Source organism: Photobacterium sagamiensis, assembly GCF_050337085.1.
Classification (GTDB): Bacteria; Pseudomonadota; Gammaproteobacteria; order Enterobacterales; family Vibrionaceae; genus Photobacterium; species Photobacterium sagamiensis.
This window is the reverse complement of record NZ_JAKJSP010000057.1, coordinates 25,450-46,732: the sequence shown is the minus strand read 5'-3', so window position 1 is coordinate 46,732 and position 21,283 is coordinate 25,450. Positions and strand designations below refer to the sequence as shown.

Genomic DNA, 21,283 nt, shown 5'->3' with positions numbered 1-21,283 from the left:
ACCTAAACACAGTGAAGATGATTGATTAAAACAGTCGAAGTCCGTCATCCCAGAAACCGCCAAACACTGAACTTGCAGGCTTTCTCAAAACTCACCTGGCGGTTATCAGGGATCCATCATGCACGGAAGGTTCAGTGGACTGTGGATCCCCGATAATCGCTACTGTAAATCCAATCGATAATGAAAAGATCAACATTAAGCGCTTCAATGGATGACAAAGAGGGAAGAGCAAGGATGACGACGGTTTAGCTTCATCGATAAAAAACTAATCTGTTCAATCAATCATAATTAATGAGTCAAGGTACTAGCACCAGAAAATGCAGAACTAAAATAGGCCTCCGATTCCGAAGCCTTTTGCTTTCACCGATTAATAATAACCATGCTCGTGTTTCCAGCTCTCACTCATTTGATTTAATACACAGGCTGGAAGTGGTCGATGCGCCTTAGCTGGCCGAGTGGCAATATTACGAGAACCAGCGGCTTTTAATCGTAAATCGAAGGCTTTATCTATGGGCATTCCTATACGGGCGAGATCCCACTTAAACATCCTCAACGCCTGATATTCATGCTGCTCAATCTCACCGCCGTAAGGATATTTCAATACTTTTGCATACGCTTGCTTTGCCAGTTCGAAGTTAACTTTAATCATAAGCGCCTCCAATATACCCAAACCACTTCAAGATGCGAGATTCAGAGCTTCCTCTGGGAATTCAATTCAAGCAAAATGTGTGTAGGAATGGTATTCCCTTTCAAGCACATTTTGCGCTGAAGTGAGTTTCCAGAGGAGCTCCCAAAGGGCGTGTTTCAGTGGCTTTTATACTGCGTTAGCCATACTCCAAATAGAACAACTATTCATTCATATGGCTGCCTTGCCTAAAAGCCACTGAATTCTCGCTGAACTCTGCATTATGAAGTGGCTTGGGTATACACACTGGTTATATACACAGTAGTACGTTACGGCGTAGCTTGCAACATGTTTGCAACTAATATATTGAAAATATACCGATAATGTTAACTCTCATGCTATATACCCATGCCACCTCAAGACTTGGGGGTAATAAAAGTTCTCTTGTTTGCCTGCAGTATTGGTGCGTATACACGGGATACCTCATCATCAAGAACCGTAATTTGTTGTTCAAGGTGCGTTAGCCTTCCATCGACATATGAGGAAACAACAACCGCCCCGTCACTTCTTTTTGTCGTTAAAAAGAAATCTGAATATTCGTATTCAGCAAAAAGGTCGTCGCCTTCAATTTCATAGCCCAAACCTTTGCAGTTAAGCTGGATGGTTTTTGTTGTGGCAAGAGAGACAATACGAGTTACGCAATTAATATTGCTGAATGAGGATGCAACAATGTCTCGTCCAAGAATATAAAACTGATTTTTATCGGCCTTTCCGTGAATTTTTTTTATATGACGAATTTTGGTTAATGCATTATTTACCTTCACTATCTGGCTATCAGTCAAAAAGGCCAATTTATTACTTTTAATGGCTTCGAGCCTTCCTTCAAAAGCGAGTACATGAACGAGCTGCTTGGTAAATGATTCACCAATTCCTTCGTAGTCATACATTTTACCAACAAGAGGGCTTGCATTAGCAATGGAAGTCATTAGGAATATGCCAAGCAACAATATACTTTTTCCGTTCGTGGTCTTATCCATCTACCATTTACTCACAGTGATACCGGCCATCGACGATACGATAGCTTTCATGAATTCCAACAAACAACAATTTTGATATGCAACAGAGTTAGTATATTAAGGTGATATGGCACATTTTGTGATTTCGCTCGCAAAAATACAAGGGCGACAAGTGGCGATGGGAAGTGAGTGGCGCATGCTATTGGCTAGGGGGTGTCCAACACCGAAAACGACATTAATTCTCTTCAGCTTGACCGCTCAAGAATTTAATAATCATTGCCATCCTTTCTTTGTGTACTTCCTGGGATTTATCCATAAAGGGATGGTCATACTCATTACCGTCAAATACCCTGGCGTTTCTATTTCCTGCCGCAATTCTAAGTTCTGATGTCAATTCCGGTTTTAGCACTCGATCTAACTGACCGGTGATCACCAATATGTTTTTTGAGTCTTCTGGGAGATTGTTAATGGGATCGAATTGCTCCGGGCAACCAAACGGGGAAAATCGGCTAGGGCTGGAATCAATCACCGCCCTGTCGAATTGGACTCCAGAACCAATTGCATTCATGATAACGGCACCTCCAAGTGAGATCCCGTATAACAGGTGTCGGTCATATCTATTATTAAGAAAAACAATAATTTCCTTATAGTCTTCAATGATCGCGTTAATTCTTCTTTTTCCTTCAGAAGAGCCGTAACCTCGGTAATCGTAGATGTAAACATCATAGCCCTTTTCGGCAAAGCTGCTTAAATACCCGATCATTTGATCTGAGATCATAGCGTTACCGAGCGCCATCAGAATATAGCCTTTGGCTTGCTCTTCATCTTTGAGTCTGTTGTGTGCGAGATAGACATAACCGTTCAGCTTCTTGTTGTCTGAGGTTGTGAACTCGATATTTTCTACATGTTCAATGGCGTTGACTCGTGATTCATCCGGCTCTGGTGCAGACGAACTCCAAAGCCAAAACATGAATCTTTCTTTTATTACTCCGCAAACAGGTGATTCTCGCTCATTAGCTGTTACGCAGCCTGTTATCAGTACGGAAAATATCAATAACGTTAACAACCTTCTCATTATGCTATCAGTTACAATTGCTTTTCAATCATGTCGATAATTGTGTCATCGGTAGGTTCTATCCGGCTGGAAAAAACACCCACCACATCCCCTTTCCGGTCGATCACATATTTGAAGAAATTCCACTGCGGCACCACACCCGTTTCATGGGCCAGACTTTGGAATACGGGATTGACCGTTTCACCTTTAATATTGGTCCGCTCCATCATCGGAAAAGTGACACCGTAATCTAGGTAACAAACCTTCGCCGTATCGGCCTCGCTGCCCCTGTCTTGCTTGAAGTCATTGGAAGGAAAACCCACCACACTAAAGCCCTTATCTTTATATTTCTGATGGATCCGCTCCAGCTGTTTATACTGCGGGGTAAATCCGCACTGACTGGCGGTATTGACGATAAGCAGCACTTCACCTTTGAACTGCTGGCACATCGCCACTTTTTCGGATGAATTAAGCTTGTTAAATGAATGGTTCAAGATTTCAGGGCATCCCTCAGCGGCCTGCACACCTAATGAACAACTTAGCAATAATCCACTAATCAATAGCTGCTTACTACGCATCCTGTAATTCCCCCCTTCCTTTGGCTAAATACAATTTTGCTTTCGCACTTAACTAAGTGTAAGCACAAAATTGCTTATAGACATATACACAAACCATCGAATGATGCGAAATTCAGAGCTTCCTCAGGAAATCCATTTGTACAAAATGTATGTAGGAATGGCGATCCCTTTCAAACCCGCTTTATGAATACGTGTTTTTTAAAAGGAGACCGCAAAGGGTAAGTTTCACTGATTACGACTTGTGTCTCTTAACAGCGATGCCATCACGAATATTCAAACCTAACAAAGTGGCATTTGTTGCCCCGGCAATCAGCTCCAGCCCTTGAACTGTCCAATACAATGAATCGAACTGCCCCGTGCCAGACCACCTCGCCAATACCACTGCCGCAGGGATCAAAATCAACACACCATTTGCCGCTGCAATTTTCATTCGCTTCTGCTTAACCGCAAACACACCCTTCATTTTGCCGCGATATAATTGGTTGGCACTGATCCCCGTGGTCATCATGGCTAAAACCAACAGACCCACACTGTATAAAATGGTTTGTTTAACCTGTGCGATAGCCACATGATCACCGAACACATCCACCAACACACTGCTGGTGAAAAAAGAAATGATCAGTAAAAACGCAATAATCGCTGCCGTTTTATGAATACGTTTCATCGTTAAGTTGTTCATCATCTTTCCTTCTCTTTTTACTTTGTCTGTTTTTATTCAGCCTTACCACAACGAACGATACTGACGATGGCATCCTTTACACGTTCCACCCGCTTGCTTTAATCCTTGCTTGGCGAAAGCTGTGTTCTTATTCGCTACGGCTTTCAACATGTCGTCGTAGCCTTGCTCCATTTGTGCCATCAAGTTATTGAACTTAGCCGGTTTGTTCCACACTGCCGATTTCGCACGACTACCGTCATCACTCCCGACGGGAAACGCCGTTTGTAAATCACTGGCCGCCTGGCGGCTTTCATTTACCCATGTATTCAATCGACTCCAGTCCAGATCTTTTGCATCTAACGCACGAGCTAACTGCTTCATATTTTTCTCGATGGTTTTGAAATCCTGCTGACGAGCCTCAATCACTTGCTCATTTTGCGGATCGCCGTTCGCGGTAGCCGTCATGCTAATTGCACCCAGTAATATACCGATAGCAACTTGAGCCATTGCTGATGAACGTTGAGCTATTGTCTGTTTGGCCATGTTTCGATCCTCTTCCTTTTCTTTGTGGGTGTTTAAATGCGTGTTCTTTTGAAACGCTTTATTTGCGCTTAATTTACACCGCAATCATTGCGTACGCAACAATTGCAGTGTAAATTGTCTAAAAAGAATTTACTGACGGAGAGAAATCATGAAAGTCTGGGATCTGCCAACACGCCTCTACCACTGGCTTCAGGCCTTGTTCTGCTTAGGATTATTCGCATCGGGCTTTAGCGGAAATGGACCGCACGAAGTGATCGGCATCACATTACTGATTTTGGTCTTATGGCTATCACTTTTTACAAACTAAAACGTATGCCTTTAGTAAAAGCGATGCTCACTGGCAAACAACCGAACATCACAGATCCTACCGGGGTTGTTTTCAAACAAAACTGGCTAGCATTTATCTGTTTATTAGCCAGCATGGGATTGGTTTTTGCCGCATTAGAATCATCCGGCATTGTGTGATGCTGCATGCCGGTTTGATATCGCTTATCATCGACTTATCCCTTATAGTACGGGAAGCAAGTTTCTCACTAAACGCAGAAGACAGAACAGAAAAATGAGTACATCATTCAATCGACAGTCAAGTTTAGGCTGGCTCATCAATGTTGTTGCATCCAAACTTAAAAACGACTTTGACACAGAGCTAAAAAAACACGGTTTAACCATCGCGCTATGGCCAACCTTGATGTGTTTATGGGAAGAAGAAGGCGTAACCCAACGAGAAATCGCCATAAAATCTAAAGTAGAAAGCTCGACCACGACACGAACTATCGACAAACTTGAAAAGTTGAACCTGGTAGAACGCCGCGACGATCCAAACAGCCGCCGTTCGTTCAGAATTTACTTAACCGACGAAGGCCGCGCCCTTCAGGATACGTTAATTCACCTGCCAACCCAGGTTAACGAATCTGTGTTGTCTTCCCTCGATAGCAAAGAGCAAGCGCAGATGATTGGCCTGTTACAGAAAATGGTTCATGACATCGACGTTTGATCAGCTAAACGGAATGAATCCACACACCAATGCGAAGTACCGCATTGGTGCTGGCTGTTTTTCATTCAGCCAACGCGTTGGAAAAAGATTATTGCTTTAAACCGTTTCTTTGCTACTTTACTATGCCCGTTCCAGACGAACCCAAGGACAAATACGCAATGCAACAAACTAACATCGCCCCAAACCCACAAATCGCCGTTATCTTCAAAGTTTGGGCAACTGACTGGGCAAAAGAAAGCCAGGCTGACAAAAAAGACATGGCAACGAAATTTCATACTGTTTATAACATTGCGGCTGAATTGTTCTCTAAGGGCGGTGAAGTAGATATGCAGTTCCTATCTGCACTGTTTCAAGACTGCAAACAAAAATTAGAAATGGCCGAAGCCATGAACGAAAAGGTGAAGGCAAGCCTGCAAGCTGATGACGAGCGCGCCCAAGCGATTATTGCCAAAGTAAACCGCGCCGCACAAGATGCCGCGCATGTTGTTCGCTACCTGGGGCAGCTATTGATGCCTGCGGCGTAAAACCGTTTCCAATAACAGTGAATAGCACAGACATTCAATATCGAGAATGCCTGTGCTCCGGTTTTAATCAGCTTATTAAGTCCTAGTGTTATCGCATTTTGAAGATTTCTCTATGAAAGCGTTCACTTCCTAGACCAGCCGCGGCTAAATGCGTACTCAAGATCTTGCCAAACTCCTCTGGCCCACAGAAGCTAACATCAAACTCTTTGCTATCGGTTGTACTTAGTATCTGTTCAGCACTCAGGAACTCCCCCTCGGCAGCATCAAGTATTTCAAGTTCAATAAAATCTAAGCGCTGCAGAATAGCCAGGATTTCCTTTTCAAAGAAAGCTTCATTCCTAGTATTTACACAGTAGAAGAGATGGATCTTTTTAAACTCAAGGTCTTCTTTATGGGCTTTACGCTCTAGCCAGTAGAGCCTAGACATAAACGGTACAATACCGATACCCGCACCAACCCAGACTTGCGTTTCTTGTTCTGGTATCTGGAAATAACCGTAACCACCTTCGACTGTCACTCTTTGTCCGGCCGTTAAATGATTGACCATCTTATTGGTATAATCACCTAAACCTTTGATACCAAACTCGATGAGTTTCCTTTCGGCATCATAATTGAGGATTGAGAAGGGATGCGGGGCTTCGCCATCATGAAAATTCAAATATACAAACTGACCTTCTTTATATCGAATAGCTGAATCTAACTTAATGCCAACGCGAATCGCAATATTACTTTCTGTATTTGCCTTAAATGGCTCAACACGCACCACCTCTCCTGCTGATTTGTAACTAGCACCAATTTTTCCGGTTAGTGACAAGCAAGAGCACCAGATACCAATGAAAGAAATACCAGCAATAGCGATATTCATCGGTATTGATTGACCATTCCAGTCAAGCAGTAAAACACTATGAAGTACGCCTGCAATAACTAGCAAGCCACCGATTTTATGGGTGAACTTAAACTTCTTATAGCTGATAGCTTGCACCAAACTAATAATGCTGAAGAGAACAAATGCATAGAAGGTGAGCTCGCCAATTTCGTTGGCAACATGGTGCCAGTTGATCCCTTCAATAGCGGGCCGGCTTATAGTTGGCCTTGCTAACAATCCTGCCTGCACGAACCACTTGGCACTTTGAACACAAAGCCAGTGCAGAACTAAGGCTACCGTCGCACCAATTCCAAGTTTTTTGTGCAACGCATAACCTTTATCTAGCCCATTCAACCTGGACTCAACCCAGCGAAACCTTGCGGCAATAAGCACGGCAAAGCTCATATACCCAAGGCCAAAAATACCAGACAACATAGTGAGCTGATGACGCCAGAAGAAGAAGTCTCCCATTTCGTCATAGCCCATCAATAAGGCCGGAGACCATAACAGTACAAGTATCAGTGTAAATCTCAACATAGCGGTAGCTTCTCGCTGGAATATTAATATCAGTAATAAAAAATCTATGAGAGATATAATATTCCCTCTCGCGAGGGATAGAAGCGGCTTTACTTAGCTTCAAACAAGTTTACGCTCCTTTACATAGCCAGCCTAAAGGCCATCATTCCTGATAAGACTCAATCAGCTTCACGGCATTGCCCAGAACATGCAGGCAGGTAAGTCGACCTACACCACCGGGAACCGGGGTAATTGATGCCGCCGTTACCATGCCATGATGGTGCTTAATATCGCCGACCAACTTTCCGTCTACGCGATTGATACCAACATCAATGATAAGCTGGCCTTCGATAAACTGTGAGTTATCCAAAATACCGTGAGCACCGGTTGCAACTACGATGACATCATATTTATTCCAATCTACCACAGCGAGATCTGAACGGCTGTTAAAGCTGCCGACCGTACTTTGACGGTTAATAAGCTCAATAGCCAAAGGCTTGCCAACGATATTGCTGCGACCGACCACAGCCACCTTCAAGCCGGCAAAATTATGTTCGCCACAATGGGCCGAAATAATATCTATCGTCGCTTGCACGGTACAAGGAAGGACGGTGTTCTGGCCCAGTACCAGCAGACCTAGTGACTCAGAGCCAAATCCATCCACATCGATGTCGGCAGGTAGATCGGGGGCTGTGAGTCCGTTCGGCAATGGCAGCTGGAATAAAATAGGATGATCCGCATTTGCTGCAAGTGCATCAAGATCCGCCTGGACAGTTGTCTCTTCCGCCAGTGTGAGGTGATGGCATTCAAGGCCGAGTTCATCAAAAAGACGAATTTTATTGCGGACATAGACTTTACTGGCGGGATCGTCACCGACAGTAACGATAGTCAGTTGAACAGGCACGCTTAAAGTCGTGATTTTACTTTTAAGCTCTTCCATTTTTGATTCATAGATTGTATTGATTACTGATTTCATTGTTATTCACACTTGTGGCTGATTATGACTTTATAACCAACTGATTTTTATAACACTATGCGTTAGAACAATGAAAGTGTGTTTCGGGTCACATATCAATATTTAGTAACACATACGCTTGTTTATCTTACCGGTGCTTAGCCCCTCAACGCTATAGTGGAGTAAAGAGTATCCATTACGTATCAGTAAGCAGTATAATGTGTGTAGATCCCGCAATATACCCGGAACAGCAATGCTAGAAGAACAACAAAACAACCCGTTACACGGCCTTAAATTAGAAACTTTACTCACAGAACTTGTCGATTTTTATGGCTGGGATATCCTCGACACGGCTATGCGTCTCAACTGTTTTAATACGAACCCCACCATTGCAGGCAGCCTTAAGTTTTTTCGCAAAACAGAGTGGGCACGCGAAAAATTAGAAGCGTTTTATTTATCCCGTTTTAAGCGCATGCCAAGAGCAAGCGAAGAAGACTTTGCATTACCACCTCGTAAGCGTACTTTTCCGGTCGGTGTCGTGCCACGTGAACCGATGGTACTAACCGTTGAGTCAATTCTGCTTTCTCAGGCAAAAGCGGCTTCTGCCCATAAAGAAAGATCATCACACAGACACCCTCGACGTCGATAGACGCTTCACTCTGTGCATGAAGAAATCAGGCGATTAGAGGATATTCCACTAACAGCGAGGCTGCTTTTGATATCTCGCCCACACCACTATCGCCTAGTATTAACGTTAGTTCTTCAATGATAGGGATAAGACAATGCCATCTTTAGACATTATCCAACTCGGCAACCCTGTCTTAAGAGCACAGGCAGCAGCCCTGACGTCTGTGCAGATCGAACTATCTACTCCCTTCCTTGAATCGCTTAAACAGATCATGCGCAAATATCAGGGGGTCGGTATTGCCGCCCCTCAAGTTGGCCAGTCTATACGCGCTTTTATTGTGGCCTCACGCCCTAACGAACGCTACCCCCATGCCCCACTGATGGAGCCAACAGTGATGCTCAATCCCGAGCTGCTTTGGCAAAGCGATGAGATGGAAAAGGACTGGGAAGGCTGCCTGAGCATTCCGGGAATAAGAGCCAAAGTGAACCGCCACAAACGTATACAGGTTCGCTATCAAACCGAATCAGGCAGAGTGATTGAAACGGAGTTCGACGGCTTTATTGCGCGAATTTTCCAGCACGAACTCGACCACCTTAACGGTATTGTCTTCCTCGACAAAGCAGAAAAACTCGATGTAGTGACTGAGAGTGAGTTTCAGAAGCTGATGGGGATTAGCCAGTAAAGGCAGAGTTCTTTGGCATTACTGGGTAGTGTTCGGGGCAAGATTGAAAAAAGCTCTCTCTTTCACTTATGTCCTTTTTGTTTTTTTAGTTGATGTACAAATTTTCACGATGGTAAGCAAGGTAGTGCTTATGTCTGCTATCAATAATGAAAGACATATCTCCATTAATTCCTAAAACATCATGATCTTCTAAAGCTTCTGAAATTAAAATACGGCCTTTATCATTAAATGATATAAATCCAAGATCAAACGCTTTATCAATATTGGCGAGCAGCAACAAGCCATTAAAAGGGTCTAAACGTTCTGTGTTTTTTGCCTTCGACCATGGCTTAATATGTGAGGCCACCAGCATAGGCAACTTTGGATAACGGGTAAGTGCGCACCCATGCCAATAATCAATCAACTGTTCACGGAAACGACCTTGTCCTACTCTGGTACTGATCATGATCGACTTTTCCGTTTCATTCAATGCCGTATCTTCGAGGATATGTTGAACATCTGATTTTATATCGACTTGTCCGACATCAGCTAAAAAGGTGCCATAGGATTTGATTGCAGCACTGTACATACCTTTTCCTTTCGCATCTTTTTTCTTAAATTCTTCTAGCTGCATTGCTTGCATTGTTAAACGTTTATATTCATGAAAACTATTAACTTTGGTAAGTGGTTGATTTAATAGTCCTTCATCAGCCATCCAATTGGAAATACTTCCTCTCAATGCACCAAGGTAATTTTTTACAGTCTTATCTGATTTTCCAAGTGTTGCTGCCCACCTTGCATATAAATCAGCTAAGTTGTCGAGATTTACAGTCAATGCAGTTTTAAGTTCACCATTTACAATGGTGCTTTTCATATAATCAAAAAGCTCATCATCAAGATAAACGTAATCAATATTTCCTTTAATTGATTTTTTAGATACTGATTTAAGTACTAGTGTTTCTGTTGTTAGCTTTCCTTTGTGGTACCAGAAGCCTTCAGAGCGAAGAAAGTAAAAAGGATTCTCTGGTGTGTCTTTATCATCACCCTGCTTGAACTGCTCGAAGTAATAACTAAATCTACTTTTCAGTTGATCACTGAAATAAATTTTATTTGAATGAAAATGCCCTACTTCAATTAGATCTATAACAGCTAATAACATACACACTTTATGCGGTTTACTGTGACCACTTGAACGATCTGTATTGAGAGCTTTAAATTTTTCTACGTAATAAGAAAGCGACATAACTATTTCCCGAGCCCTATCACTACCGTCTGCCACTGCACATCCTCTCGGCCCATGGCATCTGGGGAACTCTCCGATTTATGACAAACATGTAGGGCATGATCTTTAGCCAGCAGCTCTAGTTCTTCGACTGAAACACCATGGTTTATTCGACCATCACTAAAACTGCCATGACGCAGAGAAATAACCAGTTTGCCATTAGGAGCTAGTAGATTCGCCAGCTTTCGGAAAGCACGCTTGCGCTCTGATTTGGCGATATGCATCCAAACTGCCGAAGCAAGAATGAAATCAAAGCGCATACCCAAATCTATGACTTTCTTTAATTCGGGTAAAGTGTCATCAAGCCAAGTGACTTCGAGGCCATCGGTATGTTTGCGCCCTAGATGACTTAGGGATTTAGCTGGCTCAATCGCAAATACTTCGCTGCCATGTTGTGCAAACCATTTGGCATCTCGTCCACAGCCCGCCCCTACATCCAATACTCGGTGTGGCTGTTGTCCATCTGCAGCAACAGGCCAATATGGCTTCCAGCTTGCGTGGACATCCTCAAAGGAAAGCTGCTGATAGCTATCAGCAAGGCTTGAGGCGTTTCGATGGTAGAAGTTTATATTCAGGTTCACAGCAAATGCGCTTACTTTATGCAATTGCTCTCATTCTAATCCCAACAATTATTAATTGCATCAACAAGATAGAAAGTTATCTAACGAACGCACACTTTATCCTTGCTCTTATAAACTCAAACGGCTGGATTACGAGATGGTTAATAACAAGAAGGTGATTGAAACCCGCGCCGCGCTGGCATGTTACCAGCAGCTAAAATGGATCCCCCGACAATCGCTGAAGTAGGTTCAGTTACTCATAAAAAAAGCAGCGTTAAGCTGCTTTTTTCATAATCAAGGTATATGCCTGTAATCGCGATTACTTCGGAATGTTGAAGTTTTTGTCACCGGCGCAGGTAAAGGTGTAATAATTTTTACGCTCGTTAAACAACGAGAACCCTTTGCCATGGCAGTATGCGCCATTCAGCTCTTGCATATAAGTTAAGGTTTCTTCGCTCTTAACAAGAAAGTAGCTATCGTTATCACAGATCACACGGATTTTACCGTCGTCTCCTTGCGAATAGGCTTTTACTTTGGTTCCACACAAAGAAAAGCTGACATCAACGTAGTCATCCGCTTGCTCGTCGACTGATTTAGAGCACCCTGATAAAGCTAAAACTGCAAAAATGACACTAAGAATTGCTTTCACTGACTATCTCCTGTCGGTGTCAGAAACTATTGTTTTATATACATCATTGTAATAGTAGAATTTTGCTTACGCAAAAAAATTATGTTTTATACTTATAGTTTCAGCCGTTAATATTACGTTTTTCATCAATACGGCGTCGATGCCAGATGGAATAATGCCGCAATCCCGCCGGACCATGGGCAATAAAGACAGACATAACGAGAATGCTAATAAATAACGCAGGCTTGTGTTGAGGGATCAGCCAGAACGAGGCTAACAATCCCAGTTTAACGAAGGTCAGCACGCCCTTTAGCTGAATGATCCACAGGCGCGAACGGGTTATTTCCAGCGTCATCATGATCAGGCCTGTCGACATGGCTAACATCCACCAGCCTACCCACAGGTGTTTATCGACGCCATATAGTATTCCGCCACTAGACGCTGCAACGCCTAAGATATGCAGTGCACGTAAGCCTGTTTTGCTTAATCTTTGCGTCCAGAAACGAGCTTCGGAGATTGGATGTTTTTCACCCTTGCGATCTCCCTTTCCTTTTCTTTCTGAATGAGAAAATGTGTGTTGTGACTCTGGCGTTTCATCTGTTTTTTTCATTGCGGCAGTCGAGTGTCGGTACAGACCGCTAAGAATACCCAATAGAGGGACAAGTTGCGAGATGAGAGTAATAGCTGACCGATTTCAAAGTAATTCTGACGAGTTCAATCACCAAACTTCGTCATTCCGTAAAGTGAGGGACGAACTTATACGGAATCTAAGGAGCACACAATTAGAACTGGATCCCGGATATCTCGTCCCTCGATTCCGGGATGACAGGTTTAGGAGCTTCAACTATTCATCATTTATGTGAAAGAGTATTAACGCTTTCTATGCCTTCGCAGGCGTGAACTCGGTGATCTTACCATCAACAACCAGGTAGCAATCCATTCCCGCAGCCAGCGCGGCAGATCGCCCTAAATCAGTGTCTTCAAAGACCACACAATCGACAGGTGCCAGGCCAATTCGCTTGGCTGCTTCTAAGAATGTGTCTGGGGCGGGTTTGTGATTCTCGACATCATTCGAGGTTACCAACGCATCTAACAGTGGCAGAATGCCGGTTACTTCCAGCAATTCATCGGCATGTCTTTTCTGGCATCCCGTTCCGACTGCGATTTTTTTATCGACTTTGTGCTGCTTTAGCAGTTCAAACGTTTCCGGAATGATATCGCCTTTATGGTCGATTGCATCGAAATAGCAAATTTTGGTTTCAGCCAGCAAAGTGGGATCACAATCAAGCTTATATTTTTCATTAACCGCGCTTGCAGTTTTAATCGTCGGCATGCCGCCCAGACTGTAAAACCAATGATAATCAAAGGGGATACCAAACTCTTCACAGGTCGTCTTCCATGCGTAAATATGAACCGGCATTGAATCGATCAATGTGCCGTCCATATCGAAAATAATGCCTTTGTATGCTGATAAATCCATGCCCTTTTCCTTAAGTTGCAGGTTCTAGGTTCTAGTACTTCATCACAGAAGTTTTGACGATTTAGTTACCAAACATCGTCATTCCGTAAAGTGAGGAACGAACTTATACGGAATCTAAAGAGCACACGGCTAGAGCTGGATCCCGGATATTTCGTTCCTCAATTCCGGGATGACGTGTTTAGGTGCTTCAACTATTCATAATTTATGTGAAAGAGTTCTAGGTTCTAAAGGCAATATAGCAAAGTTTTTTTATAATGAATTTATTTGTTTTTTTGCATCATTTCTCTAAGTGCACTAATCCCCATTTTTTGGCGGTGCGATCAAAAAAGCCTTGGGTTTGTTTAAGCTCGATCCAGTGATTAATATAATTGATCCAGACTTGATCATCGCGAGGAAGCAGCATCGCAATGGGCGTCGGGCGACGCATCACCGCCACTTCTGCGACTTTTAACTGAGAGAATTTATTGGTCAACGTGGCCGCTTCAACATTCGAGGTCACAATCACGGTTGCCCGATTGGCGAGTAATTCCTGATAGTCCCGGATCGGGGTTTCAATCACATTATGCTTGGCCTTGGGGAAAAACTCTTTCACCATGGTTTCTTGTACGGTTCCCAATGTTGAAGCAACTGTCACTGAGGTGGAATTAAAATCACTCCAGTTACGAAAACGAGAGACATTCTGTTCCTGAACGACAGGTACAAAAGCTAAGTAGAAATAAGGATGACTATAACCCGCAACTTTCGCGCGGTGCATGTTTAGTGAGGCACTGCCGGTGATGTCATATTTCTTGGTAATGACACCATTAACCAGATTTTTCCAATCTGCAGCAACGTATTCTACAACCACCCCCAGATCTTTTGCGAGCTCGGTGGTGACGTCGATATCAAAACCTTTGTAAAAGTTCGTGGCTGGATCGCGAATTGTCATCGGGTTCCAATCCCCTGTGGTTCCCACTTTGAGCACGCCGCGATCGAGCACCTGTTGCAGTCGACTGGATGCCGCAAATGCGTGATGTGAGAATATCGACATGGTAACAAAGAGAACCAATGAACAAGCCTTCATGAAATGCCACGATCTCATATACACCTCTCAAGCTAATACTGATGAACTTTTCAAGTACATACAATTAAACATAGCAGTTAATTGCCACAGTCATTAACAAAAGAGTCACAATTGAGCAAGTGTGAAAATGATGCGTTTTAAACGACGACATGCATTGTATTCGGTTACCCGTCAGCAGAGAGCTTCAGGCTATTGCAGGCTGGAGAGCACTTTAAAGAATTGATTCGTTGCTTATATAGAACACATACGGAACAATCCCTCCCAACGGGTCGTTAACAAGATTGCCAACAATGACGTTGAGAGGGATTGCGCGTTTTACTTACCAGTTATACTGCTGGGATCTGCTGGGTAATACAGTGAATATTGCCACCTCCCAATAAGATTTCTCGCGCGTCAACACCTGTGATTGCATAGCCGGGATAAAGCTGCTGCAGCAATACACTAACCTCAGCGTCACATTCAGGATCGAGTAGCGGGTAGATAACATGCTTGTTAGAAACCAGATAGTTTGCATATGACCCAGCCAGACGTTCACCTGGTACGCGCTCCATACCATCTGAAATATCTACGCCGCTTGCTTCTGATTCAGAAATATAGAGCGGGCCAGGCATTGGTAATTTATGCACCTTGATCTGACGCCCCTTGGCATCTGTTTCCGTCGATAAGACATCCAGCGCTTTACGAGAAATCTCATACTGGGGATCAGACTCATCATCGCACCAGGTCAAAACGACTTCACCCGGACCAACCACATGAATTAAATTATCGACATGACCATTGGTTTCATCGTTATACAGCCCTTCGGGGATCCAAATGATTTTTTCAACAGATAAGTACGTTTTCAGTGTTTCTTCAATCTCTTGTTTTGATAAATCCGGATTTCGACTTGGGTGCAACAGGCACTCCTCGGTCGTGTACAGCGTCCCTTCGCCATCAACATGAATAGACCCCCCTTCCAACACGACAGGAGCGCGGTAGCTTTCATCACCTAAAGCCTCACAGACTTTACGTGCAACGGCATCATCTTTATCCCACGGGAAATAGAGACCATCCTCTAGGCCGCCCCAAGCATTGAAATGCCAGTCAACACCGCGTCGTTTACCGTTGTCGTTAATCACATAGGAAGGACCAATATCGCGCATCCAAGAGTCATCAGTACTCATTTCCAGCAGTTGTATTTTTTCAGGAAGCATTGAACGCGCATTTTCATACTGACCGGCGCTGACTACCATGGTTACTTTTGTTGTTTTTGAAATTGCTGTAGCAACGTCAACAAAGGTTACTTGCGCCGGTTTGCCACCAAAGCGCCAGTTATCAGTTCGCTCTGGCCATGCCATCCATATGCCGGATTGTGGTTCATGCTCTGCCGGCATCCGGAATCCATCTTGTTTGGGTGTTGTTTTTAATTGCTTACTCATTTTTTTCCACCTTTAGATTTCAGTCCAATAACTACGCAATATCTTCTTGATATTCACTTTGCTGTTTTCTGGCTGTTGCCTGCTTTAGTAAGTACTCACCAATCGCGATGGTGACGATGACTCCAATCAGTACCGGGGCGCTATATACCCAATCGACCGTCAATGTTATGAGATCCGGGAAGATGAAGAGCAACACGGCCTGAGCAATAACAAGGAAGCAGATAATGCTGAGACTCCACTGCGTCGCTATACCGCCAGGTACTTTAAACGGACGCTCCTGATCGCCATCGCTGATACGCAATTTCAGATAAGAAGGGAACATGAACAGATATGGCAACAAGAAAATACAACTAGAGAATGCAAACACTGACCAGAACAGTTCATCACTGTTTTGAGCAAACAAGGCGTAGGCAATAATCACGACAGTAGAAACAATACCCGTAATAGTATTGGCTCCAACTGGGGTATCATGTTTTTCAGACATTTTTCCGACGACAGCAGGTAGCTCTCCTTCGCTGGCGGCTTCTGCGGCTGCCCGGCTAGCTCCCATTGTCCATGTCACCATGTTACCAATGAAGGTTAATAAGGCCATGGTACCAATGGCGTACACCATGAACTGACCAAACGCGCCCTCACCAAACAGTTTCCTCAAGGTGTCGATAATTCCGGCTACCAGACCGATGTCTTCAACAGGCAATGCCAATAAAATACCGACAGTGCCAAAGACATAGAGGAATGCCGTAATTATTGCAGCTAAGAATATCGACTTAGGAAGATCACGCACATCCTTCATTTCTTTGGTCATGGTCGCGACTAATTCGAAACCCATCAGGTTAAAGACCAAAGCGGGCAGGAAAGCGACCCCGGTGTCGAGCGTCGGCATGATTGCGGAGAAACTAAATTCGTTGGCTACCCCGTTTTTTGCGGCATAAATAAAGCCACCAAAACCCAGAACGCTAATAACCGTTATCTTCAATACCGCGCCGATGTTGGTGACCCAGACACCGACATCAACAGAAACATTACAGACCCAAATAGTTAACCAGGTTAAGACGATACATATGGCAATCTGCCACAATAAAGAAAGGTCTGGCATAAATAATTCTGCAAACATTCCTGCAAACATGATATAGACGGCAGGCATCCACAAACCGACGTTTATCCAGTAAAACCAGGTTGTTCTAACCGCCCATTTATATCCAAACGCTTGTTTGACCCAATCATAAATCCCCCCGTCACCTGGGTACGTTGTACTAAGCTCTGAGGTGATCAATCCATAAGGGATAACAAAAACGAACAAAGTGATCAGCCACCAGCCAATAGAACTTACTCCGATTGACGCAGAGGCTGTTAATGTGTCAACAACAATAACTGCACACAGGCTAAATAACGCTAAGCTTGTGACCCCCATTTTTCCTGTAGATGTTTGCGTTTCCATATCTATTTCTCCATCTGCTGTATACCAGTACATCAGGTTCCACATAAATACAGGTCTCTGTATTTACCTGTGACGACCATACTCAGCAATCCATTAAGTTTTATTTCATTAGCAACGATTTACTTTTATTTCTTTAATCAATACTTGAATTGGAACCATCATTAAAACCAATAACCATGAACTTGAATTTAAATATTAATCCTTCATAAATTGATTAGCTCGACTGGTAATTATCTAATCAAAATATATCTTGATTTATTGTTATTAAAATCACTTATCGATATTGCTTTTAAATGCACCGCTCACTTCGTGATGGCTAAGATAAAAAATCGTCCATAATGGCGTACAAAGCAGAAAATTGATTCTGATCAAATTACTCACTGCGTATAGAGCGGTATGTTTGTCAACACAGATAAAGACAGAGATGCTGGAACTACACCGCCTCCGTCTTAGCTATGCTGGTCAGGCATAGAAAATTTTATGATACTGACCGATGGTGGTAGTGTATGTCATGAAGGGTCACACATCGGGTACACATATTCGAGCTTAGTGATTACAGCCATGTTGAAAATACGGCAATGGATTTGCCCGCAGATTATGGAGGCCAAGATGAAAAAAGAATCCACTCAAGAGCGTTTAGATCGAATACATAAGGCTGTCACAACCTTGGTATCAAACCGAGACATTAATAATATTTCAATTTATGATGTTGCCAAGGAAGCTGCAATTGCAACATCAACGGTGTACCACCACTACCCCAATATGGAAGCCTTAGTCTATCGGTTAATGGAAGACATCTTTGAAGATTTCAAGTCAGTACTGACCTCTGCGATAAAGCCAGAAGACATTCACCACTGGAGTGATATTAACCGCATGGTTGAACAAGGATTTGTTGACTATTACAGCAGCAACCCTTTAGTGCAAAGAATTTTACTCGGTCAGCACACATATTCATCAATCAGGCATGCCGATGCTGAAAATGATGTGATTCTGGCTGAGCAAGTCGAGAGTATCTATCGTAAATATTTCAAATTGCCTCAGTTGCCTGAAGATGTGAATATATTCGCAATCGCCCTTCAGGTTGCAGATAAAGTTTACTCTATGAATTATCGGGAAAATGGCAATATTCCCAAAGAAATGGCCCGAGAAGCGGTAATATTGACCGAGGCTTACTTGGGTGTCTATTTGCCTAAGCACCTGCCTAAATCTGAAGAAGTGATCGCTGAAGATATTTCACTTCACTAGTACTCTTTCACATAAAATGTAAATAGTTGGAGTACCTAAACACGTCATCCCGGAATTGAGGAACGAGATATCCGGGATCCAGCTCTAGCTGTGTGCGCCTTAGATTCCGTATAAGTTCGTTCCTCACTTTACGGAATGACGAAGTTTTGTGACTGAGCTGGTCAAAACTTCTGTGATTAAATACTAGTCTCCTCGCCTTAACAAGAAAATCCTATCAGGGCTAAGAGCAATCTGACTAATCAGATTGGTCTTAGCCCTTTATTTTTGTTTTTATTTCTTCGTCATCATTAGAATCAAATATCGACAATCACGTCATGATGATTAATAAAAATGTGAGAAAGCACGAAAATATTATTGTGTTCGTGTCCGCTATACCGATTAGTGATTCTGATTTCAGAAAACAGCGCTCACCTAACAGATAATTGCGCCATACCCCGATGGATGAGATACAAAACTCTGTCAGAAATATCTCAACCGTAATAAATAACTATCATAGACAACCCGCTCAGAATGTTGAAATAACATTCGTGAGAACAAACAATAGTAGGAATATATTATGAAACTACCATCTTCAAGCGCAACAAATTTACATAAAGAAGGTCTACGTCATTTCCTTAAAACTCAGGATTTTACGAAAAAAGATCTGACCGATATTCTTGAGTTGATGGCTATGCTTAAACAAGCACGTAGTGACAATGCTATTCCTCAGCTTTTCAAAGGCAAATCTGTTGCGATGATTTTTGAGCAGCCGTCTACCCGTACTCGCGTATCATTTGAGACGGCTGCAACGCTGCTGGGTGGCCATGCCCTGTTCTTATCACCTAAAGACATTCACCTTGGTGCAAAAGAGTCGTTAGAAGACACTGGCCGCGTTCTTTCAAGAATGGTTGATGTGATCATGGCGCGTGTTGACGAACACAGTACCGTTGCCGGATTAGCAGAGCATGCAAGCGTTCCCGTCATTAACGGATTATGTGACTGGCTGCATCCCACTCAAATCATGGCCGATCTGTTTTCTATGATGGAACACTTGCCGGAAGGTAAATCATTGGGTGATCTGACTGTTGCTTTTGTAGGTGATGCAACGAATGTCGCTTCGTCATTGATGTTTGCCTGCACGAAGTTTGGTATGACATTTAAACATATCTGTCCTGAGCGTTTCAAAGCGCCGCAAAAATGGGTTGATATTGCTTTAGAAAACTGCGAATCATCGGGTGGCAAATTAGTACTTACAGATGACACAGATCAAGTTGCCGGTTGCGATGTTATCGTTGCCGATAGTTTCTATTGGTTCGGCCAGGAAGATGAGAAAGAAATTCGCTTATCGACTTTCATCCCAGAATATGTAGTCACTGAAGATTTGATGGAGAAGGCAGGGCCGGATGCGATGTTCATGCACTGCTTGCCTGCCAATGACCAACGTGAATGTACCCGTGAAGTGATGGAATCTCCCCGTTCTATTATCTTTGACGAGGCAGAAAACCGCCTAACGGCTCAAATGGCGCTGCTGGTTTACCTGACTTATCACCACAATAAGGTGCCATCAGAAGAAACTGTAATGGCACACAAAACAAGAATTGAAGGATTCCTGAATAACCTATAACGACATGTTCTGATCATCAATGAATGGTGATGAAACACCTTCCAATCAAATCGGGCTCATCAGAAACGAAATTTGATTGTGATTGTTATACGTAAATACAAAAAAACGGTGCTCTCGGGCACCGTTCTTTTTTTATTCGTTATTAATTATTAGTTATTTGTTATTTGTTATTTAATACGCAAATCTGAGTTGTTTATTTGCTACCCAGGCTTCACCAAGCACCTCTTTCGACAGTGCTACCAATTTGTCCATCTCTTTTGGGGCGGTCAAACCCGCATAAATCAGGCCACAGCTGTCGGCAACAAAAAGACTCTTCAAAAGGTTAGAAATCAAAATAATATAAGATTCTTCTTGTTCGGTTAGTTTGCCGTCAACGGCCAGAGTCAAGTTGTCAGCCCCTGCAACAATACACAGCTTGGCAATGTCATTAACTTCGTAATTGGAGGCAATATCATCCAGGTTTAAACGCAGGTTGAAAGTATAATGACTGCACTGCTCTTTTAACGACAGCAGCAAATCAAAAATCTCGGTACGCTGACACGAGCGATAAAATGCTAAGGGGAAATCGACTTCGATCTCTGCGACGGCACTATCAGTGGCAATCTCTTTGATCGGAAAGCGATTTTCATCATCAAGCTGAATGCGCTGTTTTTTTAATGAATGAAAGCACGGTACGTTTTGTTCGAAGACCAGGTAATAGGCTGCATCTTGTTCTTCTTTCGTCGCTTTTTGCTCATTAAACAGCGATAGCAAGTATTGCTCATCGCAGCCTTGAAAACTCTGAAACTGAAAGTCTACTGCTTTCTTTTTACTTACATTTGAGCTCATCATTGTCATAGCTAATCCCTCGCAATTATTTGCTAAATGATAACCGAAAAATCCACTTTTACTGTTTCCGCTGAGGGAAACTGTGTTTATCTACATGGTTATTTTTTCAACAAAAAGTGTG

The 21,283-nt window shown here is 43.1% G+C and carries 24 protein-coding genes and 1 pseudogene; 8 read left to right on the top strand and 17 right to left on the bottom strand.

Annotated elements, in window-relative coordinates:
• Window positions 1-367 precede the first annotated feature (367 nt).
• The 6 genes from L4D76_RS23295 to L4D76_RS23270 all read right to left on the bottom strand — a co-directional run bounded on the left by L4D76_RS23295 (window position 368) and on the right by L4D76_RS23270 (window position 4,474).
• On the bottom strand, window positions 368-649 hold the full coding sequence (locus L4D76_RS23295; RefSeq protein WP_428443256.1) for a hypothetical protein: 282 nt from the start codon (window positions 647-649) through the stop codon (window positions 368-370).
• 392 nt (window positions 650-1,041) lie between these two features.
• Window positions 1,042-1,662: a hypothetical protein gene (locus L4D76_RS23290; RefSeq protein WP_428443255.1), complete on the bottom strand. Its 621-nt coding sequence runs from the start codon at window positions 1,660-1,662 to the stop codon at window positions 1,042-1,044.
• A 214-nt stretch (window positions 1,663-1,876) separates the two neighbouring features.
• Entirely contained in the window at window positions 1,877-2,716 is an 840-nt protein-coding gene (locus tag L4D76_RS23285) for an alpha/beta hydrolase (RefSeq protein WP_428443254.1), read from the bottom strand.
• 11 nt (window positions 2,717-2,727) lie between these two features.
• Window positions 2,728-3,273 (bottom strand): glutathione peroxidase, encoded by a 546-nt coding sequence (locus L4D76_RS23280; protein ID WP_428443253.1) that lies wholly within the window; start codon window positions 3,271-3,273, stop codon window positions 2,728-2,730.
• Between the two features lie 232 nt (window positions 3,274-3,505).
• Window positions 3,506-3,955 (bottom strand): hypothetical protein, encoded by a 450-nt coding sequence (locus tag L4D76_RS23275; RefSeq protein WP_428443252.1) that lies wholly within the window; start codon window positions 3,953-3,955, stop codon window positions 3,506-3,508.
• Between the two features lie 39 nt (window positions 3,956-3,994).
• Window positions 3,995-4,474: a c-type cytochrome gene (locus L4D76_RS23270; protein WP_428443251.1), complete on the bottom strand. Its 480-nt coding sequence runs from the start codon at window positions 4,472-4,474 to the stop codon at window positions 3,995-3,997.
• Between the two features lie 148 nt (window positions 4,475-4,622).
• On the opposite strand from L4D76_RS23270, the pseudogene L4D76_RS23265 reads away from it, so the two are divergent.
• The 4 genes and pseudogenes from L4D76_RS23265 to L4D76_RS23250 form a co-directional block, all read left to right on the top strand.
• Window positions 4,623-4,760, top strand: a pseudogene (locus tag L4D76_RS23265) (cytochrome b/b6 domain-containing protein); the annotation flags it as partial.
• Window positions 4,757-4,939, top strand: coding sequence for a hypothetical protein (locus L4D76_RS23260; RefSeq protein WP_428443250.1), 183 nt, complete (start codon window positions 4,757-4,759; stop codon window positions 4,937-4,939). The pseudogene L4D76_RS23265 and the gene L4D76_RS23260, both read left to right, overlap by 4 nt.
• Before the next feature lie 94 nt (window positions 4,940-5,033).
• Complete coding sequence (locus L4D76_RS23255) at window positions 5,034-5,468, top strand: MarR family winged helix-turn-helix transcriptional regulator (RefSeq protein WP_428443249.1); 435 nt, start codon at window positions 5,034-5,036, stop codon at window positions 5,466-5,468.
• A 29-nt stretch (window positions 5,469-5,497) separates the two neighbouring features.
• On the top strand, window positions 5,498-5,992 hold the full coding sequence (locus L4D76_RS23250) for a hypothetical protein (protein WP_428443248.1): 495 nt from the start codon (window positions 5,498-5,500) through the stop codon (window positions 5,990-5,992).
• Between the two features lie 88 nt (window positions 5,993-6,080).
• On the opposite strand, the gene L4D76_RS23245 is transcribed toward L4D76_RS23250, so the two are convergent.
• Together L4D76_RS23245 and L4D76_RS23240 are read right to left on the bottom strand one after the other, a co-directional pair.
• Window positions 6,081-7,394, bottom strand: a complete 1,314-nt coding sequence (locus L4D76_RS23245; protein ID WP_428443247.1) for a ferredoxin reductase family protein — start codon at window positions 7,392-7,394, stop codon at window positions 6,081-6,083.
• 142 nt (window positions 7,395-7,536) lie between these two features.
• Window positions 7,537-8,349, bottom strand: coding sequence for a tetrahydrofolate dehydrogenase/cyclohydrolase catalytic domain-containing protein (locus L4D76_RS23240; RefSeq protein WP_428443246.1), 813 nt, complete (start codon window positions 8,347-8,349; stop codon window positions 7,537-7,539).
• Window positions 8,350-8,581: 232 nt separating this feature from the next.
• On the opposite strand from L4D76_RS23240, the gene L4D76_RS23235 reads away from it, so the two are divergent.
• The gene (locus L4D76_RS23235) at window positions 8,582-8,977 is read left to right on the top strand and encodes a VF530 family protein (protein WP_428443245.1); all 396 of its coding nucleotides are present in this window, start codon (window positions 8,582-8,584) and stop codon (window positions 8,975-8,977) included.
• 133 nt (window positions 8,978-9,110) lie between these two features.
• Window positions 9,111-9,638: a peptide deformylase gene (def, locus tag L4D76_RS23230; RefSeq protein ID WP_428443244.1), complete on the top strand. Its 528-nt coding sequence runs from the start codon at window positions 9,111-9,113 to the stop codon at window positions 9,636-9,638.
• A gap of 85 nt (window positions 9,639-9,723) precedes the next feature.
• On the opposite strand, the gene L4D76_RS23225 is transcribed toward def, so the two are convergent.
• The 8 genes from L4D76_RS23225 to L4D76_RS23190 form a co-directional block, all read right to left on the bottom strand.
• Window positions 9,724-10,860 (bottom strand): HNH endonuclease, encoded by a 1,137-nt coding sequence (locus L4D76_RS23225; RefSeq protein WP_428443258.1) that lies wholly within the window; start codon window positions 10,858-10,860, stop codon window positions 9,724-9,726.
• 2 nt (window positions 10,861-10,862) lie between these two features.
• The gene (locus L4D76_RS23220; protein WP_428443243.1) at window positions 10,863-11,504 is read right to left on the bottom strand and encodes a class I SAM-dependent methyltransferase; all 642 of its coding nucleotides are present in this window, start codon (window positions 11,502-11,504) and stop codon (window positions 10,863-10,865) included.
• A 274-nt stretch (window positions 11,505-11,778) separates the two neighbouring features.
• Complete coding sequence (locus L4D76_RS23215; protein ID WP_428443242.1) at window positions 11,779-12,108, bottom strand: hypothetical protein; 330 nt, start codon at window positions 12,106-12,108, stop codon at window positions 11,779-11,781.
• Between the two features lie 100 nt (window positions 12,109-12,208).
• Window positions 12,209-12,697, bottom strand: coding sequence for a hypothetical protein (locus L4D76_RS23210; RefSeq protein WP_428443241.1), 489 nt, complete (start codon window positions 12,695-12,697; stop codon window positions 12,209-12,211).
• A 270-nt stretch (window positions 12,698-12,967) separates the two neighbouring features.
• Window positions 12,968-13,567 (bottom strand): HAD family hydrolase, encoded by a 600-nt coding sequence (locus L4D76_RS23205; RefSeq protein ID WP_428443240.1) that lies wholly within the window; start codon window positions 13,565-13,567, stop codon window positions 12,968-12,970.
• A gap of 277 nt (window positions 13,568-13,844) precedes the next feature.
• On the bottom strand, window positions 13,845-14,630 hold the full coding sequence (locus tag L4D76_RS23200; protein ID WP_428443257.1) for a transporter substrate-binding domain-containing protein: 786 nt from the start codon (window positions 14,628-14,630) through the stop codon (window positions 13,845-13,847).
• A 326-nt stretch (window positions 14,631-14,956) separates the two neighbouring features.
• On the bottom strand, window positions 14,957-16,048 hold the full coding sequence (gene aguA, locus L4D76_RS23195; RefSeq protein WP_428443239.1) for an agmatine deiminase: 1,092 nt from the start codon (window positions 16,046-16,048) through the stop codon (window positions 14,957-14,959).
• A gap of 31 nt (window positions 16,049-16,079) precedes the next feature.
• Window positions 16,080-17,486 (bottom strand): APC family permease, encoded by a 1,407-nt coding sequence (locus L4D76_RS23190; RefSeq protein WP_428443238.1) that lies wholly within the window; start codon window positions 17,484-17,486, stop codon window positions 16,080-16,082.
• A 609-nt stretch (window positions 17,487-18,095) separates the two neighbouring features.
• On the opposite strand from L4D76_RS23190, the gene L4D76_RS23185 reads away from it, so the two are divergent.
• A complete protein-coding gene (locus tag L4D76_RS23185) occupies window positions 18,096-18,731 on the top strand; it encodes a TetR/AcrR family transcriptional regulator (RefSeq protein ID WP_428443237.1) in 636 nt (211 codons plus the stop codon).
• Window positions 18,732-19,287: 556 nt separating this feature from the next.
• Window positions 19,288-20,334, top strand: coding sequence for a putrescine carbamoyltransferase (gene ptcA / locus L4D76_RS23180; protein WP_428443236.1), 1,047 nt, complete (start codon window positions 19,288-19,290; stop codon window positions 20,332-20,334).
• Between the two features lie 171 nt (window positions 20,335-20,505).
• Here the strand turns inward: ptcA and L4D76_RS23175 are convergent, their stop codons facing one another.
• Window positions 20,506-21,171, bottom strand: a complete 666-nt coding sequence (locus tag L4D76_RS23175) for a hypothetical protein (RefSeq protein WP_428443235.1) — start codon at window positions 21,169-21,171, stop codon at window positions 20,506-20,508.
• Window positions 21,172-21,283: the final 112 nt, after the last annotated feature.

Excerpts from the sequence above, each read along its gene's own strand:
- L4D76_RS23295 (WP_428443256.1), bottom strand. The coding sequence starts at position 649 with ATGATTAAAGTTAACTTCGAACTGGCAAAGCAAGCGTATGCAAAAGTA.
- L4D76_RS23290 (WP_428443255.1), bottom strand. The coding sequence starts at position 1,662 with ATGGATAAGACCACGAACGGAAAAAGTATATTGTTGCTTGGCATATTC.
- L4D76_RS23285 (WP_428443254.1), bottom strand. The coding sequence starts at position 2,716 with ATGAGAAGGTTGTTAACGTTATTGATATTTTCCGTACTGATAACAGGC.
- L4D76_RS23280 (WP_428443253.1), bottom strand. The coding sequence starts at position 3,273 with ATGCGTAGTAAGCAGCTATTGATTAGTGGATTATTGCTAAGTTGTTCA.
- L4D76_RS23275 (WP_428443252.1), bottom strand. The coding sequence starts at position 3,955 with ATGATGAACAACTTAACGATGAAACGTATTCATAAAACGGCAGCGATT.
- L4D76_RS23270 (WP_428443251.1), bottom strand. The coding sequence starts at position 4,474 with ATGGCCAAACAGACAATAGCTCAACGTTCATCAGCAATGGCTCAAGTT.
- L4D76_RS23260 (WP_428443250.1), top strand. The coding sequence starts at position 4,757 with ATGGCTATCACTTTTTACAAACTAAAACGTATGCCTTTAGTAAAAGCG.
- L4D76_RS23255 (WP_428443249.1), top strand. The coding sequence starts at position 5,034 with ATGAGTACATCATTCAATCGACAGTCAAGTTTAGGCTGGCTCATCAAT.
- L4D76_RS23250 (WP_428443248.1), top strand. The coding sequence starts at position 5,498 with ATGCGAAGTACCGCATTGGTGCTGGCTGTTTTTCATTCAGCCAACGCG.
- L4D76_RS23245 (WP_428443247.1), bottom strand. The coding sequence starts at position 7,394 with ATGTTGAGATTTACACTGATACTTGTACTGTTATGGTCTCCGGCCTTA.
- L4D76_RS23240 (WP_428443246.1), bottom strand. The coding sequence starts at position 8,349 with ATGAAATCAGTAATCAATACAATCTATGAATCAAAAATGGAAGAGCTT.
- L4D76_RS23235 (WP_428443245.1), top strand. The coding sequence starts at position 8,582 with ATGCTAGAAGAACAACAAAACAACCCGTTACACGGCCTTAAATTAGAA.
- def (WP_428443244.1), top strand. The coding sequence starts at position 9,111 with ATGCCATCTTTAGACATTATCCAACTCGGCAACCCTGTCTTAAGAGCA.
- L4D76_RS23225 (WP_428443258.1), bottom strand. The coding sequence starts at position 10,860 with ATGTCGCTTTCTTATTACGTAGAAAAATTTAAAGCTCTCAATACAGAT.
- L4D76_RS23210 (WP_428443241.1), bottom strand. The coding sequence starts at position 12,697 with ATGAAAAAAACAGATGAAACGCCAGAGTCACAACACACATTTTCTCAT.
- L4D76_RS23205 (WP_428443240.1), bottom strand. The coding sequence starts at position 13,567 with ATGGATTTATCAGCATACAAAGGCATTATTTTCGATATGGACGGCACA.
- L4D76_RS23200 (WP_428443257.1), bottom strand. The coding sequence starts at position 14,630 with ATGAAGGCTTGTTCATTGGTTCTCTTTGTTACCATGTCGATATTCTCA.
- aguA (WP_428443239.1), bottom strand. The coding sequence starts at position 16,048 with ATGAGTAAGCAATTAAAAACAACACCCAAACAAGATGGATTCCGGATG.
- L4D76_RS23190 (WP_428443238.1), bottom strand. The coding sequence starts at position 17,486 with ATGGAAACGCAAACATCTACAGGAAAAATGGGGGTCACAAGCTTAGCG.
- L4D76_RS23185 (WP_428443237.1), top strand. The coding sequence starts at position 18,096 with ATGAAAAAAGAATCCACTCAAGAGCGTTTAGATCGAATACATAAGGCT.
- ptcA (WP_428443236.1), top strand. The coding sequence starts at position 19,288 with ATGAAACTACCATCTTCAAGCGCAACAAATTTACATAAAGAAGGTCTA.
- L4D76_RS23175 (WP_428443235.1), bottom strand. The coding sequence starts at position 21,171 with ATGACAATGATGAGCTCAAATGTAAGTAAAAAGAAAGCAGTAGACTTT.